This window comes from Streptomyces sp. NPDC017936 (assembly GCF_044328485.1).
Classification (GTDB): domain Bacteria; phylum Actinomycetota; class Actinomycetes; order Streptomycetales; family Streptomycetaceae; genus Streptomyces.
Map to the genome: position 1 here is coordinate 820,005 of NZ_JBIRHK010000001.1, position 22,351 is coordinate 842,355.

Annotated in this window: 20 protein-coding genes and 2 pseudogenes; 9 read left to right on the plus strand and 13 right to left on the minus strand. The window is 71.6% G+C overall.

Features of this window, described 5'->3' with window-relative positions:
* Positions 1-47 precede the first annotated feature (47 nt).
* Positions 48-458 carry a nuclear transport factor 2 family protein gene (locus tag ACH4F6_RS03445; RefSeq protein ID WP_397958153.1) on the plus strand — a complete coding sequence of 137 codons (411 nt, stop codon included), beginning with the start codon at positions 48-50 and terminating at the stop codon, positions 456-458.
* On the opposite strand, the gene ACH4F6_RS03450 is transcribed toward ACH4F6_RS03445, so the two are convergent.
* The 3 genes from ACH4F6_RS03450 to ACH4F6_RS03460 all read right to left on the minus strand — a co-directional run bounded on the left by ACH4F6_RS03450 (position 436) and on the right by ACH4F6_RS03460 (position 2,636).
* Positions 436-1,272 carry an NAD(P)H-binding protein gene (locus ACH4F6_RS03450; RefSeq protein ID WP_397958154.1) on the minus strand — a complete coding sequence of 279 codons (837 nt, stop codon included), beginning with the start codon at positions 1,270-1,272 and terminating at the stop codon, positions 436-438. The two genes, ACH4F6_RS03445 and ACH4F6_RS03450, sit on opposite strands and share 23 nt — an antisense overlap.
* Positions 1,269-2,165: an alpha/beta hydrolase gene (locus ACH4F6_RS03455; protein WP_397958155.1), complete on the minus strand. Its 897-nt coding sequence runs from the start codon at positions 2,163-2,165 to the stop codon at positions 1,269-1,271. Before ACH4F6_RS03455 ends, ACH4F6_RS03450 begins: the two co-directional genes overlap by 4 nt.
* A 66-nt stretch (positions 2,166-2,231) precedes the next feature.
* Positions 2,232-2,636, minus strand: a complete 405-nt coding sequence (locus ACH4F6_RS03460) for a nuclear transport factor 2 family protein (RefSeq protein WP_397958156.1) — start codon at positions 2,634-2,636, stop codon at positions 2,232-2,234.
* A gap of 1,406 nt (positions 2,637-4,042) precedes the next feature.
* Between ACH4F6_RS03460 and ACH4F6_RS03465 the strand changes: the two genes are divergently transcribed.
* Positions 4,043-5,266 carry a metallophosphoesterase gene (locus ACH4F6_RS03465; protein ID WP_397958157.1) on the plus strand — a complete coding sequence of 408 codons (1,224 nt, stop codon included), beginning with the start codon at positions 4,043-4,045 and terminating at the stop codon, positions 5,264-5,266.
* Between the two features lie 759 nt (positions 5,267-6,025).
* Here the strand turns inward: ACH4F6_RS03465 and ACH4F6_RS03470 are convergent.
* The 6 genes and pseudogenes from ACH4F6_RS03470 to ACH4F6_RS03495 all read right to left on the minus strand — a co-directional run bounded on the left by ACH4F6_RS03470 (position 6,026) and on the right by ACH4F6_RS03495 (position 12,068).
* On the minus strand, positions 6,026-6,268 hold the full coding sequence (locus tag ACH4F6_RS03470; protein WP_397958158.1) for a DUF5302 domain-containing protein: 243 nt from the start codon (positions 6,266-6,268) through the stop codon (positions 6,026-6,028).
* A 206-nt stretch (positions 6,269-6,474) separates the two neighbouring features.
* Entirely contained in the window at positions 6,475-7,890 is a 1,416-nt protein-coding gene (locus tag ACH4F6_RS03475; RefSeq protein ID WP_397958159.1) for a DEAD/DEAH box helicase, read from the minus strand.
* A gap of 246 nt (positions 7,891-8,136) precedes the next feature.
* Positions 8,137-9,408, minus strand: coding sequence for a SpoIIE family protein phosphatase (locus ACH4F6_RS03480; RefSeq protein ID WP_397958160.1), 1,272 nt, complete (start codon positions 9,406-9,408; stop codon positions 8,137-8,139).
* Positions 9,405-9,758, minus strand: coding sequence for an alpha/beta fold hydrolase (locus ACH4F6_RS03485; protein ID WP_397958161.1), 354 nt, complete (start codon positions 9,756-9,758; stop codon positions 9,405-9,407). Before ACH4F6_RS03485 ends, ACH4F6_RS03480 begins: the two co-directional genes overlap by 4 nt.
* 368 nt (positions 9,759-10,126) lie before the next feature.
* Positions 10,127-10,453, minus strand: a pseudogene (locus ACH4F6_RS03490) (RICIN domain-containing protein); the annotation flags it as partial.
* A gap of 181 nt (positions 10,454-10,634) precedes the next feature.
* Entirely contained in the window at positions 10,635-12,068 is a 1,434-nt protein-coding gene (locus ACH4F6_RS03495) for an endo-1,4-beta-xylanase (protein WP_397958162.1), read from the minus strand.
* A 639-nt stretch (positions 12,069-12,707) separates the two neighbouring features.
* Here ACH4F6_RS03495 and ACH4F6_RS03500 point away from each other — a divergent pair.
* The 3 genes from ACH4F6_RS03500 to ACH4F6_RS03510 all read left to right on the plus strand — a co-directional run bounded on the left by ACH4F6_RS03500 (position 12,708) and on the right by ACH4F6_RS03510 (position 17,048).
* A complete protein-coding gene (locus ACH4F6_RS03500; protein ID WP_397958163.1) occupies positions 12,708-14,174 on the plus strand; it encodes a non-reducing end alpha-L-arabinofuranosidase family hydrolase in 1,467 nt (488 codons plus the stop codon).
* A gap of 323 nt (positions 14,175-14,497) precedes the next feature.
* Complete coding sequence (locus tag ACH4F6_RS03505) at positions 14,498-15,874, plus strand: cellulase family glycosylhydrolase (protein WP_397958164.1); 1,377 nt, start codon at positions 14,498-14,500, stop codon at positions 15,872-15,874.
* Between the two features lie 268 nt (positions 15,875-16,142).
* A complete protein-coding gene (locus ACH4F6_RS03510) occupies positions 16,143-17,048 on the plus strand; it encodes a hypothetical protein (protein ID WP_397958165.1) in 906 nt (301 codons plus the stop codon).
* A gap of 70 nt (positions 17,049-17,118) precedes the next feature.
* Here ACH4F6_RS03510 and ACH4F6_RS03515 read toward each other — a convergent pair whose 3' ends face one another.
* Together ACH4F6_RS03515 and ACH4F6_RS03520 are read right to left on the minus strand one after the other, a co-directional pair.
* On the minus strand, positions 17,119-17,310 hold the full coding sequence (locus ACH4F6_RS03515; RefSeq protein WP_107476688.1) for a DUF397 domain-containing protein: 192 nt from the start codon (positions 17,308-17,310) through the stop codon (positions 17,119-17,121).
* On the minus strand, positions 17,307-18,194 hold the full coding sequence (locus ACH4F6_RS03520) for a Scr1 family TA system antitoxin-like transcriptional regulator (RefSeq protein WP_397958166.1): 888 nt from the start codon (positions 18,192-18,194) through the stop codon (positions 17,307-17,309). Before ACH4F6_RS03520 ends, ACH4F6_RS03515 begins: the two co-directional genes overlap by 4 nt.
* 322 nt (positions 18,195-18,516) lie before the next feature.
* On the opposite strand from ACH4F6_RS03520, the gene ACH4F6_RS03525 reads away from it, so the two are divergent.
* The 3 genes from ACH4F6_RS03525 (at position 18,517) to ACH4F6_RS03535 (ending at position 19,775) form a co-directional block, all read left to right on the plus strand.
* Positions 18,517-18,741, plus strand: coding sequence for a DUF397 domain-containing protein (locus tag ACH4F6_RS03525; protein WP_397958167.1), 225 nt, complete (start codon positions 18,517-18,519; stop codon positions 18,739-18,741).
* Positions 18,742-18,826: 85 nt separating this feature from the next.
* Entirely contained in the window at positions 18,827-19,294 is a 468-nt protein-coding gene (locus ACH4F6_RS03530) for a hypothetical protein (RefSeq protein WP_397958168.1), read from the plus strand.
* A gap of 217 nt (positions 19,295-19,511) precedes the next feature.
* Entirely contained in the window at positions 19,512-19,775 is a 264-nt protein-coding gene (locus ACH4F6_RS03535) for a hypothetical protein (RefSeq protein ID WP_397958169.1), read from the plus strand.
* A gap of 204 nt (positions 19,776-19,979) precedes the next feature.
* Here the strand turns inward: ACH4F6_RS03535 and ACH4F6_RS03540 are convergent.
* A pseudogene (locus ACH4F6_RS03540) lies at positions 19,980-20,626 on the minus strand (oxidoreductase); the annotation flags it as partial.
* Between the two features lie 65 nt (positions 20,627-20,691).
* Complete coding sequence (locus ACH4F6_RS03545; RefSeq protein WP_397958170.1) at positions 20,692-21,090, minus strand: VOC family protein; 399 nt, start codon at positions 21,088-21,090, stop codon at positions 20,692-20,694.
* Positions 21,091-21,183: 93 nt separating this feature from the next.
* On the opposite strand from ACH4F6_RS03545, the gene ACH4F6_RS03550 reads away from it, so the two are divergent.
* Positions 21,184-22,299 carry a helix-turn-helix transcriptional regulator gene (locus ACH4F6_RS03550; RefSeq protein ID WP_397958171.1) on the plus strand — a complete coding sequence of 372 codons (1,116 nt, stop codon included), beginning with the start codon at positions 21,184-21,186 and terminating at the stop codon, positions 22,297-22,299.
* The last annotated feature ends 52 nt before the right edge of the window (positions 22,300-22,351 follow it).

Consider the following 22,351-nt stretch of genomic DNA (forward strand, 5'->3'; position numbering starts at 1 on the left):
CTCGCCGGTGACCCACCGGAAGACCCACGGTCGAAAGGACAGCGGCCATGACCGAGACGCCCACCCTCCAGCCCTTCGACCTCGCCCGACTCGCCGACGCGTACGTGCGGTTCTGGAACGCCGGCACCGAGCACGAGCGGCACCGCGCCGCCGTGGCGGCCTTCACCGACGAGGTCGAGTACCGTGCCCCGGTCGGAGTCCTCAGTGGTACGCAGGCCCTGAAGGGCTTCCGCGACCAGTTCGTCGGCCACACCGGCACCGCCGAGTTCCGCCTGCGCGAGCGCGCCCAGTGCCACCACGCCCGCGCGCGCCTCGCCTGGGAGATCCGCACCGGCGACGACACGTGCTTCGCCACCGGCACGGACATCCTGCACCTCGACGAGGACGGCCGGATCAGCTCCGTCGCCGTCTTCCTCGACCGGGCTCCCGAGGGCTTCACGGCTCCCGGACAGCCGTGAACTTCGAGCGGTGTGCGGTCGCCCACTGGTGGAAGGTGCGGGGCGGGCTGCCGGTCAGCCGCTCGACGGTCGGGTAGACCCGCGATTCGTCGAGGGTGCCGTCGCCGTAGAAACCGAAGAACGCCCGGATGTACGGCTCCGGCACGCCCGCCGCGGCCATGTCGGCCCGGCCCTCCTCGTCCGACAGCGCGTGGAAGCGCAGGTCGCGCCCGAGGACCTCGGCCAGGACGGCCAACCGCTCGGCCGGCAGCAGCGGTCGGGGGCCGCTGAGCGGGTGGATCCGCTCCTCGTGGCCGGGGTCGAGCAGGGCGCGGACGGCGACGGCGGCGATGTCGTACGGGTCGACCGACGCGACCGGCACCGCGCCGAACGCGTCCCTGACGACATCGCCCGCCCGGAGCTGCGGCAGCCAGCGCAGCGCGTTCGACATGAAGGCGTTCGGCCGCAGGACCGTCCAGGCGAGGCCCGATTCCCTGACTGCGGTCTCCGAGTCGATCATGAACTCGGACAGGACGTTGTCGGTGTCGGTGGCGACGGCCGCGAAGCTGGAGAGCAGGACGACGCGTTCCACCCCGGCACCGCGCATCCGGGCGAGCAGCCCCCGCATGTCGCGGTAGCCGGGAAGCAGGAACACGCCCCGCACACCGTCGAGGGCGGGACCGAGCGAGTCAGGCTCGTTCAGGTCTCCGACCACCTGGTCCGCGGGCACGTCTGCGGGCTTGCGGACCAGGGCGCGTACGGGCTCTCCGGCGCGGGCGAGCGCCTGGACGACCTCGCCGCCGACGTTTCCGGTGGCTCCCGTCACGAGGATCATCGCAGCGTCCGGGCGAAGTGCGCGGCCACGGTGTCGACGGCGACGGTGACCTGGGGTTCGGAGTCGTAGAAGTCGAACTGGGTGCCCTGCGTCCACAGGATGTCCTTGGGACCGGCAAGCCCCGCGTGGAAGCGGCGGGCGCCGTCGGGGATCGCGGCGTCCTCGCTGTGCACCAGCAGGGTGGGCTGCTCGATGCGGGGAGCGAGGGCGATGGCGTCGTACGTGAGCCAGTCCGCCCACGCCATCACGGCGAAGCGGTTCGGCCAGGCGGGGATGCCGCCGCGCGCGGGGTTGAGGTAGAAGTCGATGGCGTACGGCATCGCTGCGCGTTCGTCGGTCGCGGAGACCACCGGGACGTACGCGACCTCGCCGGTCTCCTGGTAGCGGGCGCGGGCCTCCCGGCCGGCCTTGATCCGTTCGGCGACGGCTTCCGCGCCGCCGTAGGCGTCCTCGCAGACGGCGGCGTCGTGCAGCCAGGGGGCGACGAGGGCCAGGGAGCGGACCCGGGCGTCGCCGGCGGCGCTGTCCGACATGTACATCGCGGCCGCGCAGATGCCGAGTGCGCCGATCCGGTCGCCGTCGACCGCCTCGTGGGCGGCCAGGAAGCTGAGCGCGTGGTGGATGTCGCGGACCTTGCGGGCCGGGTCCTCGACGTCACGCGGCGCGCCTTCCGACCGGCCGAAGCCGGTGAAGTCGAAGGACAGCGCGGCGTATCCGCGCTCGGCGAGCCGTTCCGCGTACCGGTCGGCCATCTGCTCCTTGACGCTGGTCCAGGTGCCGGCGACCACGATCCCGGGCAGCGGTCCGGGAATGTCCGTGTGCTCGGGAAGGAAGAGGGTGCCGGTCAGGGTGGCGCCCTCGCCGGCGAAGACGACGTCGGTCCTGCGTGTCATGCGTGCTCCTGTGTGCGTGGGTGGTCGGTGCATCGGGGCGAACGGCGCCGGCGCCCCTCCGGGCGCTCATCGCTCCCCGTCGTTCCAGATCGCGGTCATCACGACGCCGGTGATGCGCCATCCGTCGCGGGTGCGGGCCAGGTCGAACCGGTAGGTGCCACCCAGCGTCCACAGGGAGTCGTCCGCCTTGCGGTGGGTGGCCTGGAAGGTGGCGGTGCACACCGCGTGGTCGCCGTCGACGGCGACCAGGTGGTTGCCGAGGAGGTGGTGGGTGGCGGTGTACACGCCGAGGCCGGTCCGCCAGCCGCCGACGATCTGCGCGGGGGTGAGGGTGACGGGTTCGCCGCCGTTGAGGCTGGTGTAGTCGAGCGTCACCTTGTCGGCGAACACCCCGGCCAGCGTGTCCCAGGCACGCTGGTCCGCGTACCAGGCCATGCGGTTGCAGATGTCGATGACGTCCAGTCGGTCCATGATGAGCGTCCTTGCTACGGGTAGGGGTACGGCTGCGCGCGGACACGGCCATGGGGGCCGGGGCCGTGGCCCGGGCCGCTGTCCGGGGGCGGCCGCCGGGCTGCCGGTCCGGTGTGGTGTGTCGCTCGCAGCGGGCTGTGCGGCGGGCCGCGCGCCGGGGCGGGTGCCTTTCGATCATGCCGCGTCGGCTCGGCGCCGGATTGACGTCGCGTCCGCGATTTCTCGACGTCGCGTCTCAGGAGGAAGCGGATCCCGATCGGATTTCGGCCATGCGGTGCCCGTCGGGTGCGCTGCCGGGTTTCCGGGCCGTAGGTGAGGCGGCGCAGAACGGTCTCGGCGGGACCAGGCCGGTCGCGGGCGTCGGCGCCGACACGCCCGTCGCCGAGGTCACGCTGGAACGCGTCGGCTGGGCATCCCCACCGGCGAGTGGGCCGGGCGCACGAGGGACCGTCGACGCGCGGGCGGTCGTACTCGTAGCCCTTGTCGGCGCGCGGTTGCGCCGGGAGACGTCCAGAGACCGTCCAGGGACAGCAGCAGCACGTTCCGGTCGGTGAACAGGTGGACCTGCGACACCGAGCTTGGCGCGATCGGTCGGAGCGGTCCGGTCAGTGGCCCCCTACTGCAGCCGCGTCGGAGCTCTTGGGTCTGCGGCCGCCGCGGAGCTCTCTGGAGCGATGTCCGATCTCGCCTCGTCCCCCGCCGCGGGAGGAGCCCTCGGTGGTGCCGAGGCCGCGGAAGGGAGCGTTGGTGTTCTCGGGCCGGGGACGGCGGGCCCGCCGTCGAGCGGGGTGCGGGAGGGGCCTGGGCGCCGGCGATCCGGCTCGACTCCGCCTCGCCCGAGCGCACCTTGGTGACGGTCGGCTCGATGCCGGCCGCGGCCGGCATTCCGGACACCGTCCGGTGCGGTGCTGACCACTTGCTGACCAGGAAGCCGCATTCATGCCTCTGACCTGAACAAACGTCCAAATTCTAGATCTTGGACCTGAACACGGCGCGCAGCATGTCGGACTCCTGGAAGACGGCTCCCCGCCGGCTTTCCGCGGGTCGAGGGCGTTCGTCACCGTACACCGGCACGCGTCGGAGTCGACGATGGTGAGGGACATCGCTCCACTCCGGCGAGCAGGCTCCCTGGCTGGGCCTTCGCACGAACCAGGTCGGTTGTGGAACCGCCGGCCGCGCACCTGCTCGGGCACTCTTCGCGGAATGCGCAGGACTGATGCCGACGAAACGCCGGCTTGACCGACGAGCCGACTCGACCGACGAGACGTCAGGGACGTGAAAGGGGCACTGCCATCCCGCGGAGACCCCTTCGCCCGCAGGGGCCGCGCCCAGGAGCACCGGTCCGGCCGGCCCGAGGGCGACCGGATACAGTACGCGGTACGGCAGCCCGGCCAGGAAGGGGACGCGTGACCGACACCAGCGACACCCGGTCCGCCGGGAGCGAGGCGCGAACTCCGCGGCCGAGCCGGCTGCTGCACCGTCTGATGCGCTTCGTCCCCCTGATCGCCCCCGTCCTGCTGTGGGCCGTGCCCTGCTGGGTGCTCCTGTACACCGGCCAGCACTGGCCGCTGCCCGTCACGCTGGTCGGCACCGCCCTGTTCGCCCTCGGCCTCGTGACCATGCCGCTCGCGATGGTGCGCGGCCACGGACGGCGCCAGCAGGACCGGGCGGCGATCGTCGGTGACACCCTGCTGGGCACCGGCTGGGTCCTGTTCACCTGGTCCGTTCTGCTCGGTGTCCTGGGGCGGCTCGCCCTGGCCGTGGCCGGCGTCGGCGAGGGGCAGGACCGGGCCCGCATCGTCACGTGGGCCGTCCTCGGCGTCACCGCCGTACTGCTCGCCCGGGGATACGCCGAGGCCCGCCGCGTGCCACGCGTGCGCCGGCTCGACGTGCAGCTCCCGCGCCTGGGTGCCGGGCTGGACGGGCTGCGTGTCGTCCTCATCACCGACACCCACTACGGCCCGCTCGATCGCGCCCGCTGGTCGGCACGGGTGTGCGAGACGGTGAACGCCCTGGAAGCCGACCTGGTCTGCCACACCGGCGACATCGCGGACGGCACGGCCGAACGCCGCCGCGCCCAGGCCGCCCCACTCGGTACCGTGCGGGCCACCCATGCCCGTGTCTACGTCACCGGCAACCACGAGTACTACAGTGAGGCCCAGGGCTGGGTCGACCTGATGGACGAGCTGGGCTGGGAGCCGCTCCGCAACCGCCACCTGCTGCTCGAACGCGGAGGCGACACCCTCGTGGTCGCCGGCGTGGACGACGTCACCGCCGCGTCCTCCGGCCTGGCAGGCCACCGCGCCCATCTCGCCGGAGCCCTGGACGGCGCCGACCCCGACCTGCCCGTCCTGCTCCTGGCACACCAGCCCAAGTTCGTCGACCGGGCGGCCGCCGCCGGCATCGACCTCCAGCTCTCCGGCCACACCCACGGCGGCCAGATCTGGCCCTTCCACCACCTGGTCCGCCTCGACCAGCCCGCCCTCGCCGGCCTCAGCCGCCACGGCACCCGCACCCTCCTCTACACCAGCCGCGGCACCGGTTTCTGGGGCCCCCCGTTCCGCGTCTTCGCCCCCAGCGAGATCACCCTGCTCGTGCTCCGCAGCCCGCACCCGCCCACCTCGCCTTAGCGCGCGGGACGGGTCGATCCCCACGCTGGGAGCCGTGGACCCGTCCCGGGGACCGCGTGGCGTCGATCAGAAGCGGAGTTCCGCTCCGGAGGCACGGGTCCCGCCCGTTGCCGGGGCCACGAGCGGCTTGTCCCGCGCCCGTCGCGCAGTCCCCGTGGTGGCGCAGTCCTCGTGGTGGCGCAGTCCTCGTGGTGGCGCAGTCCTCGTGGTGGCGCAGCCGAAGGACCAGGTGCCGGTCCTGGTCGTCGGCGAGGGGGTCGGCGATGCGGGAGGCGCGTTCCAGGTCCTCTTCCCGGCCGTGCGCCGGTGCCGGTCGTGGAGGAAGCGGGCCGGCCAGGGCATGTCGTACGACCGCGGTTCGAGGTGCCGGTTCCGGGATCCGCGCCGCGGGGCGTCGGTCTCGTCGAGGAGGCGGCGTACGGCGAACCGGGACCAGCCGTCGAGGAGGGGGCCGTCCCTCTCTCCCCCCCCGCTCTCCCTTCGCGTCCGGGTCGGGGCTGCTCACCGACGTCGCCTCGACGACGATCGGGGTTCCGGTCCCGGCGGCGTACGCGCAGAACACGACCGGTGGCCGGGTGGCGGCGGTGAAGCCGTCGACGGACTCGTACCGGCCCGGCTCCCGGGCCACCGAGGCCGGCTCCCCCGGCGCCAGGAGGGACTCGCAGGCCGGTCGGACGACAGCCGCCCCGGTCGCCGGCCACGACGCCCGGTGCCGCCGGGCGGCGTGCTCATCCGCCGTCCGTCGCGGGGCCGACCGGCTCAGCCGCCGCTCTTGCGCCGGAACGACCGCTGGCTCGCGGCCGGGCCGTGCGCCGCGCGCACTTTCGACGCGTCGGGGCTGGCGGCGACGTCGGCGGCGTCCGCCTGCGCACCGCGCTTGCGCGCCAGGGCTTCGCGGAACTTGCGCTTGAGGTCGTGGTTGCCGTCGCCGTCCGGCGTCAGAGGGGAGGTCCCGGGGGCAGCGGGCTCCGAACCTTCCGTGGGTACGGGCTCTGCGGTCATGGTGACCTCCTGGGTTCGGGGGTGGGCCACCACAGCTTGTCATGCCGGGCGCGGTGCGGGGGGCCGGCACCATCGTCCTGCTCCACTTCGGCGGGTATTCCTCTCGCGGCCGAGGGCGTTCGCTCCGCAGACGAGGCGCACGGGGCGGTCTCGGTCCCGGCCGCGGGTTCCCGTGGCCGGGACGTTCACCGCCGGGGCAGCGCCTCTCAGCCGTTGCGACGCACGAGGGCGGCCTTGCGGGCCTCGGCGAGCTTGCGGGCCTCGCCCGCCTTCCGGGACTTGCCGCCGGCGCCGCGGGAGGTGTCCTTGCTGGTGCCGAGGCCGCGGAAGGGAGCGTTGGTGTTCTTGGGCCGGGGGACGGCGGGCCCGCCGTCGAGCGGGGTCCCGGAGGGAGCCTTGGCACCGGTGATCCGGCTCAGCTCCGCCTCGCCCGAGCGCACCTTGGTGACGGTTGCCCCGATGCCGGCCTCGGACATCATCCGGCTCGTCTCGCGGCGCTGGCCCGCCAGCACGAGCGTGACCACGCTGCCGGATTCACCGGCGCGGGCGGTGCGGCCCGCCCGGTGCACATAGTCCTTGGGGTCGGTGGGCGGGTCGACGTTGACCACGAGATCGAGGTCGTCGACGTGCAGGCCACGGGCCGCGACATCGGTCGCCACCAAAGCGGTGATCTCGCCGTTCTTGAACTGCGCCAGGGTCCGTGCGCGCTGTGGCTGGGACTTGCCGCTGTGCAGGGCCCCGGCGTGCACCCCGCTGGCCCGCAGATGCCGGGTGAGCTGGTCGACGGCGTGCTTGGTGTCGAGGAACAGCAGCACGCGGCCGTCGCGGGCGGCGATCTCCGTGGTGACGGCGTAGCGGTCGGGGCCGTGGACGACCAGGACGTGGTGCTCCATCGTCGTGACCGTGCCCGCGGGCGGGTCGACCGCGTGGACGACGGGGTCGTGGAGGTACCGGCGGACCAGCTGATCGACGTCGCGGTCCAGAGTGGCCGAGAACAGCATCCGCTGGCCGTCGGGGTGCACCTGGTCGAGGACGTCGACGACCTGCGGCAGGAATCCCAGGTCGCACATCTGGTCGGCCTCGTCCAGCACGGTGATCCTCACCCGTCCCAGGCGGCAGGCGTTGCGCTCGATCAGGTCGTGCAGGCGTCCGGGGGTGGCGACGACCACCTCGGCTCCCTGGCGCAGCGCGGCGACCTGCCGGCCGATCGACATGCCGCCGACGACCGTGGCCGTCCGCAGCCGCAGTGCCTCGGCGTACGGCGCCAGCGCCTGGGTGACCTGTTGGGCCAGCTCCCGGGTGGGAACGAGGATCAGGGCGAGGGGCTGCTTCGGTTCGGCGCGCCGCCCGGCCGTGCGGGTCAGCAGCGGCAGGCCGAAGGCGAGCGTCTTGCCCGATCCGGTGCGCCCGCGTCCCAGGACGTCGCGCCCCTCCAGGGCGTCGGGCAGTGTGGCGGCCTGGATGGGAAAGGGTTCGCGCACCCCGAGTCCGCTCAGTGTCCGCAGCACCTCCGCCGGCAGTCGCAGGCCGGCGAAGGAGACGGCCGGGGCCAGGGCCGGGGTCGTGGTCCCGGGCCGGGCGGGACCGCCGTGGGCGATGCCGGAGTCTTCGGGATGCTTCATGAACAGCCTTCCGCAGGGGAACGTACCGAGGAAGGCCCGGCAGGAGGGAACGGCCCGCGCACGAGCGGAACCGAACGGGCAGATCGCCCGCCGCGACGACCACGCAAACGCATGAGGCTAACACGAGGCATGACATCCGCGCCGTGATACCGGTCGCCCCTCCCGCGCCGACGACCCGACGCGGCACGACAGCCCTTCCGGCACACCTGGTCCGGGCCCCCGGCACCCGCCGGGGTCCTCCGTCGTTCAGGATCGGCTGCTCGGTGACCGGCGGCCGGCGCGGGGCACGTGGACGGCCATGACGGCGGTGTCGTCGTCCACCCCGGCGCCGAGGGTGTCGAGGAGGTCGCGGATGGCGGTGACGGTGCGCTGGGCGGTGGCGGGGGCCAGGGCGCGGCCGAGGTCGAGGAGGGCTTCATCGCCGTAGCGGTCGCCGCGGACGGCGGTGTGGGCCTCGGTGAGGCCGTCGGTGTGCAGGAGGAGGGTGTCGCCGGGGTCGAGGCGGAAGGTGGTGGTGGCGATGTGGGCGTCGGGCAGGACACCGATGAGCTGGCCGCCGGGGGTGGGAAGGTAGTCGGCGGTGCCGTCCGCGCGGAGCAGCAGGGCCGGAGGGTGGCCGCCGCCGGCGAGGGTGATGCGGAAGCCGCCCTGCTCGTCGTCGGGGGTGAGCAGGCCGAAGATGACCGTGCAGAACCGTGGGTCGGTGCCGTTGTATTCGTGGTGGAGGACGGTGTTGAGGTTGCCGAGGACCGCGGCCGGGTCGGGGTCGTAGACGGCGGCGGCGCGCAGGGTGTAGCGGGCCAGGGAGGTGACGGCCGCCGCCTCGGCGCCCTTGCCGCACACGTCTCCGAGGAAGAGTCCCCAGGTTCCGGCGGTGAGGGGGAAGAGGTCGTAGAAGTCCCCGCCGACCTCGTCGACGGAGGCGATGTGGTAGTACGCGGCCACATCCAGACCGGGCACGTTCTCCAGTGCCGGGGGCAGCAGCGTTTTCTGCAGGGTGGTGGTGAGCTGCCGGAGGCGTTCGCGTTCGCGTTCGGCCTCCCGGCGGGTGCGCAGCAGCTCCTGCTCGTAGGCGCGGCGGTCATGGGCGTCGAGGACGGTGGTGCGGATCAGCAGTGGCTGTCCGTCGTCGCCGGTCTTCACGGTGGAGGTCACCAGGACCGGCAGGCGGCTGCCGTCGGCCGCTTTCAGCTCCAGTGCTACGCCCCTGATCTCGCCCTGCATGCGCAGCAGCGGCGCGAAGTGCGTCTCGTGGTACAGCCGCCCGCCGACGGTGAGGAGGTCGGAGAAGTTCCTGCGACCGACCAGGTCCGTGCGCTGGTAGCCCAGCCAGTTCAGCAGGGTGGTGTTGACCTTGGCGATCTGTCCGTCCAGCAGAGTGGAGAGGTATCCGCACGGGGCGTTCTCGTACAGGTCTTCGGTGCTGTCTTCCAGCAGGGCGGAGAAAGTCCGGTCGCCGTCCGGGCGCTCTTCGGGGTCCGGGTGGACGTCCTGGTCACCGTCGGTCCGGCGCGTCATCGCAGTGTCCTTGCGAACGCGGCGATCGCCCGGGTGGTCTCCTCGGGGGAGCCGAGCCGGGGGCGGTGCCCGGTGGTGTCGAGGGGGACGAGCCGACTGCCCTTGCTCCGGGCCCGGGCGAGGGCGCCGCCCTGCGGTGGGGCGTTGGCGTCGCTGGAGCGCCGGGCGACCAGGGTGGGTACCGCCACCCGCGCCGGGTCGGTGCGGTCGTCGGACAGGAACGTCACACGGGAGAGGACCCGGGCGGTGTCCGGGCCGGTGACGCGGAATCCGCACCCGTGCGCCGGCACCACCACAGGTCCGTCCGGCGGCCCGGACATCCGCACCTGGCTGCTGCTTCGCACGTCCATGCGACCCATCCTCGCAGACCCAGGACGCCGGGAACCGACGAGCGGCACGTGATCACGTGCCTCCCCGCGATGACGGGTCCGCGGGGGAAGACGGGTTCTGCCGGGGATCACTCCGCTTGAGGATCGACCCCGCGCCACGGGCAAGCCGTCGAGCCACGAAGCGAGCTTCCGAGCGGGAGCCGGACACCTGCGCCCAGGCCCCCGGACTCCCGGAAGACGGCTCCCTGCCAGCTTTGCGCAGGTCAAGGGCGGTCTTCCCCGTACACCGGCACGCATTCGGCCCGAAGGCCTCCGAGAACGTCGTGCGCCGTCCCGAGCGGGCTCCTCGCCTGCGCGTTCCGCGCGCATCGAGCTGCTGCGAAGCCGCCGGCCGGGCGGAACTGCTGGTCGGCCCCGTGGTGGTCGGTCCGCTGGTGGATCGCGGCACCGCCTGCGGTCGAGGCGCCACCTGCGGTCGAGGCACCGGCCACGTCGAGAACCTTGCCCGAGTGCCGGGCCCTGAGGAGGTGGAAGCCGTCGGCGGTGGACGCGCCGGAGGCGTCCGGCGCCTTGCCGCTGTCGCGGTCGACCAGGACGTACCAGGCACGGGTGTCCACCGTCGCCGCCTCGGCGGGCGCCGGTGGACACCTCGGCGGGCGCCGGTGGACACCTCGGCGGGCGCCGGTGGACACATCGGCGGGCGCCGGTGGACACATCGGCGGGCGCCGGTGGACACATCGGCGGGCGCCGGTAGGCACCTCGGCGAGCACGCCGGTCGCAAGGGTCGCCGCCATCACGGCGGCGACCCGGGACCATCAGCGATGTCCTCGTGGAGGGACGGGGGAATCCGCGCCGTGGGCCGTCATCGATGCGCCCTTTCGTCCGTGGCGGGCCTCATCAGGTGCGGGTCCAGCGCTGGTTGCTGCCGTTCGAGCAGGAGTAGAGCTGGATCAGGGTGCCGTTGGCGGTGCCGGCCCCGACGGCGTCGAGGCAGAGGCCGGACTGGACACCGACGACGGAACCGTCGGAGTTGAGGCGCCACTTCTGGTTGTCGCCGCCCCAGCAGCTGTAGATCTGGACCTTGGTGCCGTTGCCGGTGCCGGCGGCGTCCAGGCACTTGTTGCCGTAGACCCTGAGTTCGCCGGCGTCGGTGTACGTCCACTGCTGGTTGGTGCCGTTGTTGCAGTCCCACAGCTGGAGCTGGGTGCCGTCGGTGGTGCTGGAGCTGGGCACGTCCAGGCAGCGGCCCGAACCGACGCCCTTGATCTGGCCGCCCGTGGGGGGCGTGGGCGTGGTGGAGCCGCCGTTGAGCGCGTTGAGGACGGCGGTGTAGGCGGACTTCTTGCTGCCGTCGTTGTTGAACAGCAGCGGCGTGTCCTGCGATCGCCAGGAGTCGCTGTCGCGCACGCCCCAGACGGTGATGCCGAGGCAGCGCGCGACGGCCAGGCAGTCGTTGGTCACGGCGGCGTAGGTCGAGGACGAGGCGCCCTGGATGTCGAGTTCGGTGACGGCCACGTCGACGCCGAGGGCGGCGAAGCTCTGCAGGGTGGTGCGGAAGTTGCTGTTGTAGGGGCTGCCGCTGTTGAAGTGCGCCTGGAAGCCGACGCAGTCGATCGGCACGCCGCGCTGCTTGAAGTCGCGGACCATGTTGTACATGGCCTGGGTCTTGGCCCAGGTCCAGTTCTCGACGTTGTAGTCGTTGTAGCAGAGCTTGGCGGCCGGGTCCGCGGCGCGCGCGGTGCGGAAGGCGACCTCGATCCAGTCGTTGCCGGTGCGCTGCAGGTTGGAGTCGCGCCGGGCTCCCGAACTGCCGTCGGCGAAGGCCTCGTTCACGACGTCCCACTGGGCGATCTTGCCCTTGTAGTGGGCCATCACGCCGTTGATGTGGTCGATCATCGCCTGGCGCAGTGCGCTGCCGCTGAGGTTCTGCATCCAGCCGGGCTGCTGGGAGTGCCAGGCCAGGGTGTGACCGCGCACCTTCTTGCCGTTCTGCACCGCCCAGTTGTAGACGCGGTCGCCGGCGGTGAAGGTGAACTGGCCCCGCTGCGGTTCGGTGGCGTCGATCTTCATCTCGTTCTCGGCCGTCACCATGCTGAACTCACGGCCCGCGATCGTCGTGTACGCCGAGTCGCCCAGCTTGCCCGAGGCGATGGCGGTGCCGAAGTAGCGGCCGCTCTGCGCCGCCGCGGCGCCGAGCGTGCTCTCGGCGGCGTGTGCGGCCGGCGGCGTGACCAGTGCGGTGACCACGCCGAGGACGCCGACGAGCAGCGTCAACAGCAGACCGCGGATCCTCCCGCGGGTAACGGGTCCGGGAAGGGCGTACAAGCCCATGACTGTGCCTCCAAGGTAGACGTCACGGAATGACCGGAGCGCGAGGAGAAGCGTCGTCCGCTCCTCCTCGGCAGACGGACGGGGCGGGCCGGAACCCGGGCAGCACGGCATCACCGGATACCGCGGTCATGTGCTCAGGACTGGCATGGTTCGAAATCTCGGCCCATGGTTGGCTCCTCAGACAGGGATGATTGAGGGATTGACGGTGGATCGTCAACACTACTCACAGGAAAAGTTTCTGCTCTTTGCTCGAAACTTTCGAGATTCCGTCGAGCCGGGCGTCGGCCTCTCGGCGCCGTCACCGGCAAATGCCGCAGGGCCCGGTTCGGGGAGCAGGAGGAGTGCGCAGGCGCTGCTCACCCGGCTTCCCTCTCCCGCACGAACTCTTGGGCCGGTGAGCCGTATCGCGACTTTCCGGAGTCTTCCCGGTCGGCGTGACAGCTCGTCAAGCCCGAAGGGGAGGAACTGTTTGTGGACAGATCGGCGACAGACCTTGACCGGAGGGCCCCGCATTCCTAGCTTGTGGCGTCGAAGATTCCGGGAAAACCTCGAATGTTTCGAGATTGCCCCTGTCCTCCGGCGCGACCGCTCCGCGGTTCATCGGCGTCCCCCACCCCCGCCCCCCAAGGAGGCCCTCTGATGTGGCTTCGCCACCCGTCCCCGGTCCGTCTGAAACGCTTGCTCGCCGCCCTCGCGCCCCTGTTGCTCGTGACTTCCTTCCTCGGCGCACAGCCCGCCGCCGCGGCGACCGTGGACCCCAGCGCCTCCTATGTGCTGGTCAACCGCAACAGCGGCAAAGCCCTGGACGTCTACAACATGGCGACCGGCGACGGCGCCCGCATCACCCAGTGGACCAGGAACGACCAGAACCAGCAGCAGTGGCAGTTCGTCGATGCCGGGGGCGGCTACTACCGCATCAAGTCCCGCCACTCGGGCAAGGTGCTGGACGTCTACAACTGGTCCACCGCGAACGGCGGCTCGATCGTCCAGTGGACCGACCTGAACGCCACCAACCAGCAGTGGCGGCTGGCCGACAGCTCGGACGGCTACGTGAGGCTCGTCTCGCGCCACAGCAACAAGGCCCTCGAGGTACAGGGCGCCTCCACCGCCGACAACGCGAACGTCGTCCAGTACGACGACTGGGGCGGCACCAACCAGCAGTGGCAGCTCGTGAAGGTCGGCGCCGACACCCCCGGCGCGTGCGACCTTCCGTCGGCCTACCGCTGGACGTCGACGGGCGCGCTGGCGCAGCCCAAGTCGGGGTGGGTCTCGCTCAAGGACTTCACCGTCGCCCCCTACAACGGCAAGCAGCTCGTCTACGCGACGACGCACGACACGGGGACGAGCTGGGGTTCGATGAACTTCGGCCTGTTCGGCAACTGGTCGGAGATGGCCTCGGCCAGTCAGAACACGATGTCGGCCTCCACCGTCGCGCCCACGCTCTTCTACTTCGCGCCGAAGAACATCTGGGTGCTCGCCTACCAGTGGGGCGGGACCGCCTTCTCCTACCGGACGTCGAGCGACCCCACCAACCCGAACGGCTGGTCGTCCCCACAGGTGCTCTTCTCCGGAAGCATCTCCGGCTCCGGAACGGGGCCCATCGACCAGACGCTCATCGGTGACGGCACGAACATGTACCTGTTCTTCGCCGGCGACAACGGCAAGATCTACCGGGCCAGCATGCCGATCGGGAACTTCCCGGGCAGCTTCGGCTCGACCTCGACCGTGGTCATGAGCGACACGACGAACAACCTGTTCGAAGCCCCGCAGGTCTACAAGCTGCAGGGCCAGAACCGCTACCTCATGATCGTCGAGGCGATCGGCTCGCAGGGCCGCTACTTCCGCTCGTTCACGGCCACCAGCCTGAACGGCTCGTGGACGCCCCAGGCCGCCACCGAGAGCAATCCCTTCGCCGGCAAGGCCAACAGCGGCGCCACCTGGACCAACGACATCAGCCACGGCGAACTGATCCGCACCAGCGCCGATCAGACCATGACCGTCGACCCCTGCAACCTGCAGTTGCTCTACCAGGGGCGCAGCCCCAGCTCGGGCGGCGACTACGGCCTCCTGCCCTACCGTCCGGGTCTGCTGACCCTGCAGCGCTGACGGCCTGACACGGGTCCGGCCCCGGCAGGGTGCCGGCCCGGGCGGGCTCGGCGGAAGGCCGAGCCCGCCGGTCCGGGCGACGACGTCGGCGCTCCCGCGGCGACGGCGCTCGAGGCGGTCGGCCCGGTTCGCCGCTCGGTTCTCTTCCGGCGGGCCCCGACGGCGTCCGCCCGGGCCACGGTCGGCCGTACCGCCGCATCGTCCGGCCGTCGGATGCCTGTACGCGCATCGGTACCCCGGTGTACGGTCTCGGGCCGATGGGCCTTGGGAGCGCTCCCATCGCACTGTTCCCGCTTCGCACGAGTTCGCACGAGGAGGAACACTTGAAACGCTTTTTGGCCTTACTGGCGACTTGCGCGACGGTGCTGGGTCTCACGGCGCTGGTCAGCCCCCAGGCGGTGGCCGCCACCGGCTGCAGGGTCGACTACACGGTCACCAGCCAGTGGCAGGGCGGCTTCCAGGCCGCAGTGAAGATCACCAACCTGGGCGACCCCCTCACCGGATGGACGCTCGGGTTCACCCTGCCGGACGCGGGACAGAAGGTCGTCCAGGGCTGGAACGCCACGTGGTCGTCCTCCGGTCCCACGGTCACCGCCGTCGGCGTCGACTGGAACCGCACGCTGGCCACCGGCGCGTCCACCGACGTGGGGTTCGTGGGCTCCTTCACGGGCGCCAACCCGAAGCCCACGGCGTTCGCGCTCAACGGCGTCGCCTGCACGGGCTCCGTCGGCGGGGAGGAGCCGCCGCCCGACCCGGGCACCGGCACCCCCGTGAGCGTCAACGGACAACTGCACGTCTGCGGCGTGAACCTGTGCAACCAGTACAACCGCCCCATCCAGCTGCGGGGCATGAGCACGCACGGCATCCAGTGGTTCAGCAAGTGCTACAACAGCGCGTCCCTGGACGCGCTGGCCGAGGACTGGAAGTCGGACCTGCTCCGGGTCGCCATGTACGTGCAGGAGCAGGGCTACGAGACCGACCCGGCCGGCTTCACCGATCGGGTGAACAGCCTGGTCGACATGGCCGAGGCACGCGGCATGTACGCGGTGATCGACTTCCACACGCTGACGCCGGGCGACCCGAACTACAACCTCGCCCGCGCCAAGACCTTCTTCGCGTCCGTCGCCGCCCGCAACGCGGCCAAGAAGAACGTCATCTACGAGATCGCCAACGAGCCCAACGGCGTGAGCTGGTCGGCCGTCAAGAACTACGCCGAGCAGGTCATCCCGGTGATCCGGGCCGCCGACCCGGACGCCGTCGTCATCGTCGGCACCCGCGGCTGGTCCTCGCTCGGCGTCTCGGACGGCTCCAACGAGAGCGAGATCGTCAACAACCCCGTGAACGCGACCAACATCATGTACGCGTTCCACTTCTACGCCGCGAGCCACAAGGACACCTACCGCACCGCGGTGAGTCGGGCGGCCTCGCAGCTTCCGCTCTTCGTGTCCGAGTTCGGCACGGTGAGCGCCACCGGTGGCGGAGCGGTGGACCGGACGAGCAGCATCGCCTGGCTGGACCTGCTCGACCGGCTGAAGATCAGTTATGCCAACTGGACCTACTCCGACGCCGACGAGGGCAGCGCGGCGTTCAAGCCCGGGACCTGCAACGGCGGCGACTACCGCAGCAGCGGTGTGCTGACCGAGTCCGGGGCGCTGGTCAAGAGCCGGATCAGCACCGCCGACAGCTTCCCCACCGGCTGACCCCTGCGGGGCTCCGGCGCGCCCGGAGCCCCGTCCCGGGGATCGGGAGCGTTCCCCGATCCCTTCCGCGATACCTTGCGCCCGGACCTCGGGGATGCGCACGCGCATCCCTCTTCCCCGGTCATCGCGGGGCGCCGGACGGTGGCCCTCACCGCCGTTGCACTGCTGACGTCCGGCTTCACGGTGACGTCCGGCTTCACGGTGACGTCCGCGAACGGTGGGGCGGACGAAGCGGCGAGGCACTTCGCGCGGACCAACCGCACACGACATGTCTCCCTTCGCCCGCGACCTCGGCCCCCCGTTCCGCTGGGACGAAACCCGCCGCACCGTCATCCGCGCCGAACTGGACACCCTCTTCTTCCACCTCTACGGGATCGATCGCGACGATGCCGCCTACATCCTGGACACCTTCATCGTCACCCGCGACAACGATATGAAGGCTCACAGCGAGTACCACTCCAAGAATCTGATCCTCGCCGAGTACGACCGTACGGCCTCCGCCGGTCTGACCCTGGAGAACCCGCTCACCGAGGGCGAGTCCGGTCCCTGCCGCCCCACCCTCACCCCGCCCCCGGTCAGGGTCCCCGACACGACTGATCTGCCCGTAGGGTGGTCCCACCTGGTGGCCGCCTCAGGGCATGCCCCACCGTTCAGCCAAGGAACAACGCACGTGGTACGTCGAAGCCAGAGCAGCAATCCTCGTTCGGTCGTCGTCCTGACCTCGGGTACGGACTGGGGCACCCGTGCCGCCGGGCAGCGGCGGAGCAGCGGGGCCGAGTCCCCCATACCCAAGCGGCAGCCCGCAAAGATCAAGGCTTTGCAGCAGACCATCAAGGTGGCCCGCGCAGCAATCAGCACGAAGCACTGGAACGAGGCGCGTTACGCACTCAGCCGTGCTCGGGCCCTCGCCAACGCCCTCCCCCTCAACGTGGCTTTGCAAGAACGCGAGCAGCTCTCAGCGCTCCGCAAGAAGTACGCGGCGCGCAACACGCCGGCCGCGAAGAACGCCAAGCAGGCGAAGACGGCACCGGCCAAGCGTGCGGACGGCAAGAAGCCTGCCCCGAAGAAGTCCACGGCGAAGAGCGCCGCGCAGAAGCCGAAGCCCGCGCCTGTGCGCGACCTCGGTGACCGTTTCATCAACCGCGCCGCTCTCGGCTACGGCCCCACGGACTAGATCAAGGACTCCAGAACGCAGTGAAGGCGTGCCATCCACCACTCCAGCGGACGGCACGCCCTCAAGTCGCTCAGCGCTCCGACGCGAACCGTACGAACTGCCCCCAGCCTTCGCGGCCGACGGCGAAGGCCGGGCGGGTCACGTCCTTGGAGTCCCGCACGTGGACGGCCTGTTCGGCGATCGCGACCTCCACGCAGCTGTCGCCCTCGCTGCCGCTGTAGCTGGACTTGAACCAGGCGAGTTCCGACGTACCGCTGCTCATAGCTCTCCTCGCAGTCGCTCCAGCAGGTCCCGGGATTCTGTCGGGTTCAGGGCCTGCGAGCGCAGTGTGTCATAGCGCTGGCAGAGCACAGTTACCTCTTTCGCGTCGGAGATCAGCCGCCCGTTCTTCTGTCCCTCGGAGTACCCGAGCCGCCGCCCCTCCGAGGTCTCCAGGATCTGGAGGGGCCCATCCAGGCACGCGTGCAACCGAGCCTCCACCGGCACCACCTGAAGCGTCACGTTACGCGGGGCGGTGAGCTCAAGGACATGGTCCACCAGCCCGCGCATCTCCTCCGCGTCCCCGAACTGCCGCCGGAACACGTGCTCCTCGACGATGAAGCTGAACGGCACCGTCGGCCGCTCCCGCATCATCACCTGCCGTTCCATCCGCGCCGCGAGCTGCACCTCCAGCTCGTCATCGGTCCGCAGCGGGATCGTGCCCTCGAACACCGCCCGCGCATAGCCATCCGACTGCAACAGCCCCGGAACCAACCGGCACTCGTACGTGCACAGGCTCACCGCCTCCCGCTCCAGCCGGGCCCACCGCCGGAACCACGCCGCCAGCCCCGCCTCCCCCCGCGTCAGATGCCGCGCGGCCTTCCGCAGCGCACCCGTGTTGCCCAGCGCCTCCTCCGCCCGCTCCACGAACGCCTCGTCCGGCATCCGCCGACCCAACTCCACCGACTCCACCGTGTGCTTGGAGTACTGGACCCGGGCCCCCAGGTCGACCCGGCTGAGCCCCGCGTGCTCGCGCAGTGCCTGGACGACGGCCCCGAACGTCCGCAGGCTGTCCGACGGATGCGGCTCCCGCTCCCACTCCCCCGCCGGAACCGCCCGCGCGCCGGCGCTCCCGGCCGCCTCCCCCTCGACCCCGACCACGTCCATCCGCCGCCCCTTTCCTCTCCTCCGGACCCCCCGGCGACGGCTCCTCACGCCGCTCCGCGTTCACCGCTCAGCGTGACGGAGAATCGGACGCACCGTCCACTCTTCGTGTCCGTACGCTGACTCAGCGTACGGGGTGCCACACTCGTCCCCGCCCCCGTCCGACCGCCACCCTGAGGTCACGGAGAGCCAGGAGAAACCGCCCCCCGTCCACCGCTCACCTGCGGAAACACCCGGGCGGCCGTCTCCCCTCCCGTGCACTCCCGCCCACCACGGGCGGCGGCGGCCGGACCCGGCCGCATCGGACGAACCGGAAGGTGCAGTCATGCAGAACGGAACCCACCTCTACGCACTCGACATCAGCGGGGCCTCGTTCACCAAGGCGTGCGGCGGCCCCTGCACCGAGGGGTGCGTGACCCTGGCCCGGATCGGCGAGGACGCCTGGGCCCTCGGGGACAGCAAGCGGCCGGACGCGCAGCCGCTGCGGTTCACCACCGAGGAGCTCGACGCGGCCGGCATCGACCCGGCGCGCTTCGGCCTCGGCGCCTGACCCTCCCCTCCCCCTCCCTTCCCCACCGCCGGCCGGACCGGGCCCTCCCGCGTCCGGCCGGCACTCCTCGAAGCGGGAGCAGCACGTGCACCACCACGCCTACCTCTGGACCGGCCCGAAGGAACGCTTCGACGACGAGGCGCTGCGGCGGCCCCCGCACCCCGACCCGCCCCCGGCCGGGAGCAGGCCGGAACTGATCGAGCGCTACCGCCAGGTCGCCGCGGAGTTCCGCACGTCGGACCTCCCGCCCCTGGAGACGGCGTACTGGCTCGTCAAGCCCCGCTCCCTGGTCCGGGGCACGTGGGGCGAGGCGAAGGAGGCGGCGGCCTGGCTCGGCGAGCGACTGGCCGAGTACGCCCCGCGGTTCGCGGCGGAGGCCGACCGGGACACCGTACGCCTGGCCCGCCTGGTGGACGCCGCCGCCGAACACCTGCGCGCGGGCGCCGACGTCTCGTACGGCTGCTACCTCGAACGCCCCGCGTACCTCTCCCTCGCCGTGGTCACGTGCTCCCCCAACCGCGCGGCCCCCGAACTCCCCTGCCCGTGCGCGTAGAGCAGACCCGGCACTCGCTCTCGCCCCGCCCTCCCCGCCTCCGGCCGACCGCGAAGCGCGGGACGACCTGGCGGGGCTGGTCGAGGACGGCTTGGGCAGCGAACACGCCCGGAAAATCTGGAGGAACCTGATGGAAACCCGCTTCACCCCCAGGCGAGGCACCATCGTGGGCGACGCCCGCCTCGCAGGACGGGAAGAAGGCCGCGAGGAAGGACGCGTGAAAGAAAAGGCCGAGCGACTGCTGCGCCTGATGGAGCGCCGCGGCTTCCCTCTGACGGATGAGACCCGACAGCGCGTCACCACCTGCACGGACGTGCCGCTCCTGGATCTCTGGTTCGACCGCGCCATCGACGCCACCACCCTCGACGAGATCTTCGCCGCCCCCTCCTCCACGAAGCGCGTCCCCGCCCCCGCCCAGAGCCCGGAGCACACCGCGGTCCCCGGCCAAGGACCGACGGACCCCGGGTCCTCGGCCGACTGACACCAAGGGCGCGCACCCGGCCGCACTCCACTCCGGGGTGCGGCCCGTTCGGTCCACGGCCCTGTTCCCCAGCCCCTTGGGAATCCCCGTTCCGGAAGCACGCCGCCCGCCGGCCGAGCAGTCAGGGAACCGCCCGCAAAGCGGTGCACACCGGTTCGCGTCCGGTTGCGGCCCCAGGAATCCCTCCGCCGTGGGGCCATCGCTTCACCGCACGGGGAACGTCACCCCGGTGAGCTCCTCGGAGACGGTCCACAGGCACTGCTGAACGGCCTGGTCATGGGACTCGGGGCCGGAAGTGACCAGCTTCGGGCAGCCCCGGGTCTCGCTCCGGTTGCCGGGGCCGTAGTACTGCCCGCCGACGACCGCGGGATCGGTGGCGGCACGCAGCGTGGGCAGGTGCCCATCTCGGGCTTCTGGGTGAGCAGCGGCGCGAGCAAGGTGACGGGTGCGCGGAGCGGGGCGGGCATGTTGCGGGCGAGCTCGGTGTTGGAGACGCCGGGATGGGCGGCCACCGCGATCGTGGTGCCGTGCGCCGCGAGCCGGCGCTGCAGTTCGTACGTGAACATCAGATTGGCGAGTCTGGCCTGGCCGTAGGCGGCGACGCGGCCGTAGGAACGCTCCCACTGGAGGTCGTCGAAGTGGATGGCGGCCCGGATGCGGTGACCGGTGCTGCTGGCCGCCACGACGCGGGAGCCGGGGACGGGCAGCAGCAGGCCGGACAGGGCGAAGTGGCCGAGGTGGTCGGTGTCGAACTGCAGGTCGAAGCCGTCGGCGGTGGTCTGCCGCGGGGTGTGCATCACCCCTGCGTTGTTGATCAGGAGGTCGATGCGCGGGTGGACCGCGCGCAGGTCGGTGTGCGGGTGCTCGGGGGAGCCCTGGGATCTCGGGGCTCCCCCGTGAGCGGCTGTGCGTGGCGTCAGCGTGCGAACTTCTCGACGGCCGCCGGGGTGACGGGGGTGAAGAAGTTGACGAGGTTGCCGTCAGGGTCGCGGAACAGCAGCGACCGGTTGCCCCAGGGCATCGTGGTGGGCCCGTTGACGAAGTCGGTGACGAAGCCGGTCAGGTTCCGGTGAACGCGGTCCACGTCGTCGACGAGGAACTCTGTGATCACGCTGTGGTTGTCCGCCGGGCGGGCGGAGCCCGGGGCGAACAGCGGGACCGTGCGGGTGCCGGCGATCGCGAGGGTGGCGCCCGCGGTCCTGAGTTCGGCGAAGTCCTCGGTGGCCCACGTCGCCCGCGCCCCTGTGGCCCGCTCGTAGAACTCGACGAGACGCGCCACGTCGCCGGTGATGATGCGGATCGAGACGAAGTCCATGGAATTCCCCTTGGCTGTGCTGGAAGCGTGCACGTCGCAGGCTAGGAGAAATAGTGGACAGAATCGGTCCTGTATGCGCGTTAGGCTGCGCATATGTCTCGACCCACCGGCCGCGTGCTGACCCTCCTGGAGCTGCTGCAGTCGGGCGGCACCCGGACGGTGGCCGAACTCGCCGACCGGCTCGGCGTCGAAGGGCGCACCGTGCGGCGGTACGTGGACCAGCTGATCGACCTGGACGTGCCCGTGGAATCGGTGCGCGGCCGCTACGGCGGGTACCGGCTCGCTCCCGGGTACCGCCTGCCTCCGCTCATGCTCAGCGACGACGAGGCGCTGGCCGTGCTGCTCGGCCTGGTCGCCGGCCGCCGGGCAGGGCTGACGACGACGGAGCGCACGGCGAACGAGACGGCGTCGGCGAAGATCCGGCGGGTGCTGCCCAGGCACATCGCCCGCCGGCTCGACACGCTCCTGGAAGCTCTCGCCTTCACCGATCAGCCCGGCGAGTTGGACCACCCGGACGCCGGGCTCCTGCTCACCCTCGCCGACGCGGTGCGCCACCGCCGACCGGTCTCGATCCGCTACACCGACCGCGACGGACGGCGCAGCGAACGCACATTCCACGCCTACGGGATCGTCGCCCACGCGGGCCGGTGGTATGTCACGGGCAAGGACGCCCGGATCGGCGAGGACCGGACCTTCCGGCTCGACCGCATCGCGGACGCGCGGACCCTGGCCGGCTCGTTCGAAGCGCCCGCGGGTCCCGGCCCGGCACAGCGCGTGCTGTCGGGATTCGCCACGGCCGAGTACCGGCATGAGGTGACCTTGCGGATCCACGGGACGGTCGAGCAGATCCGCGCGCACCTGCCCGCCGGCGTCGCGAGCCTGGAGGAGCACGAGCCCGCGGCCGGCCAGGACCCGGCGGCCGGGCACTGGCGGCGCGTCGAGCTGCGGGCGGAGCGGCTCGACTGGTTGCCGCCGGTACTCGCCTCACTCGACCGGCCGTTCGTCATCGAGCGCCCCGATGAACTCCGCGACCTCGTCGTCGCGCTCGCCGATCGCCTCACGTCCTCCGCCCGCACCCCCGCCCCACGGACACCGCGCCCGACCCGCTCCCCACCGGCGGACGCGGCCTGGCCCTCGTCACCGCCCTCGCCGACCACGGGGACTGCGTCCCCTACCCGCCCAGCGGCAAGACCGTCCGGACGGTGCTGACGACACCGGTCGAAGCCTGGCGCGCACGGCTTCACCCCCGCCCCCTCCGTGG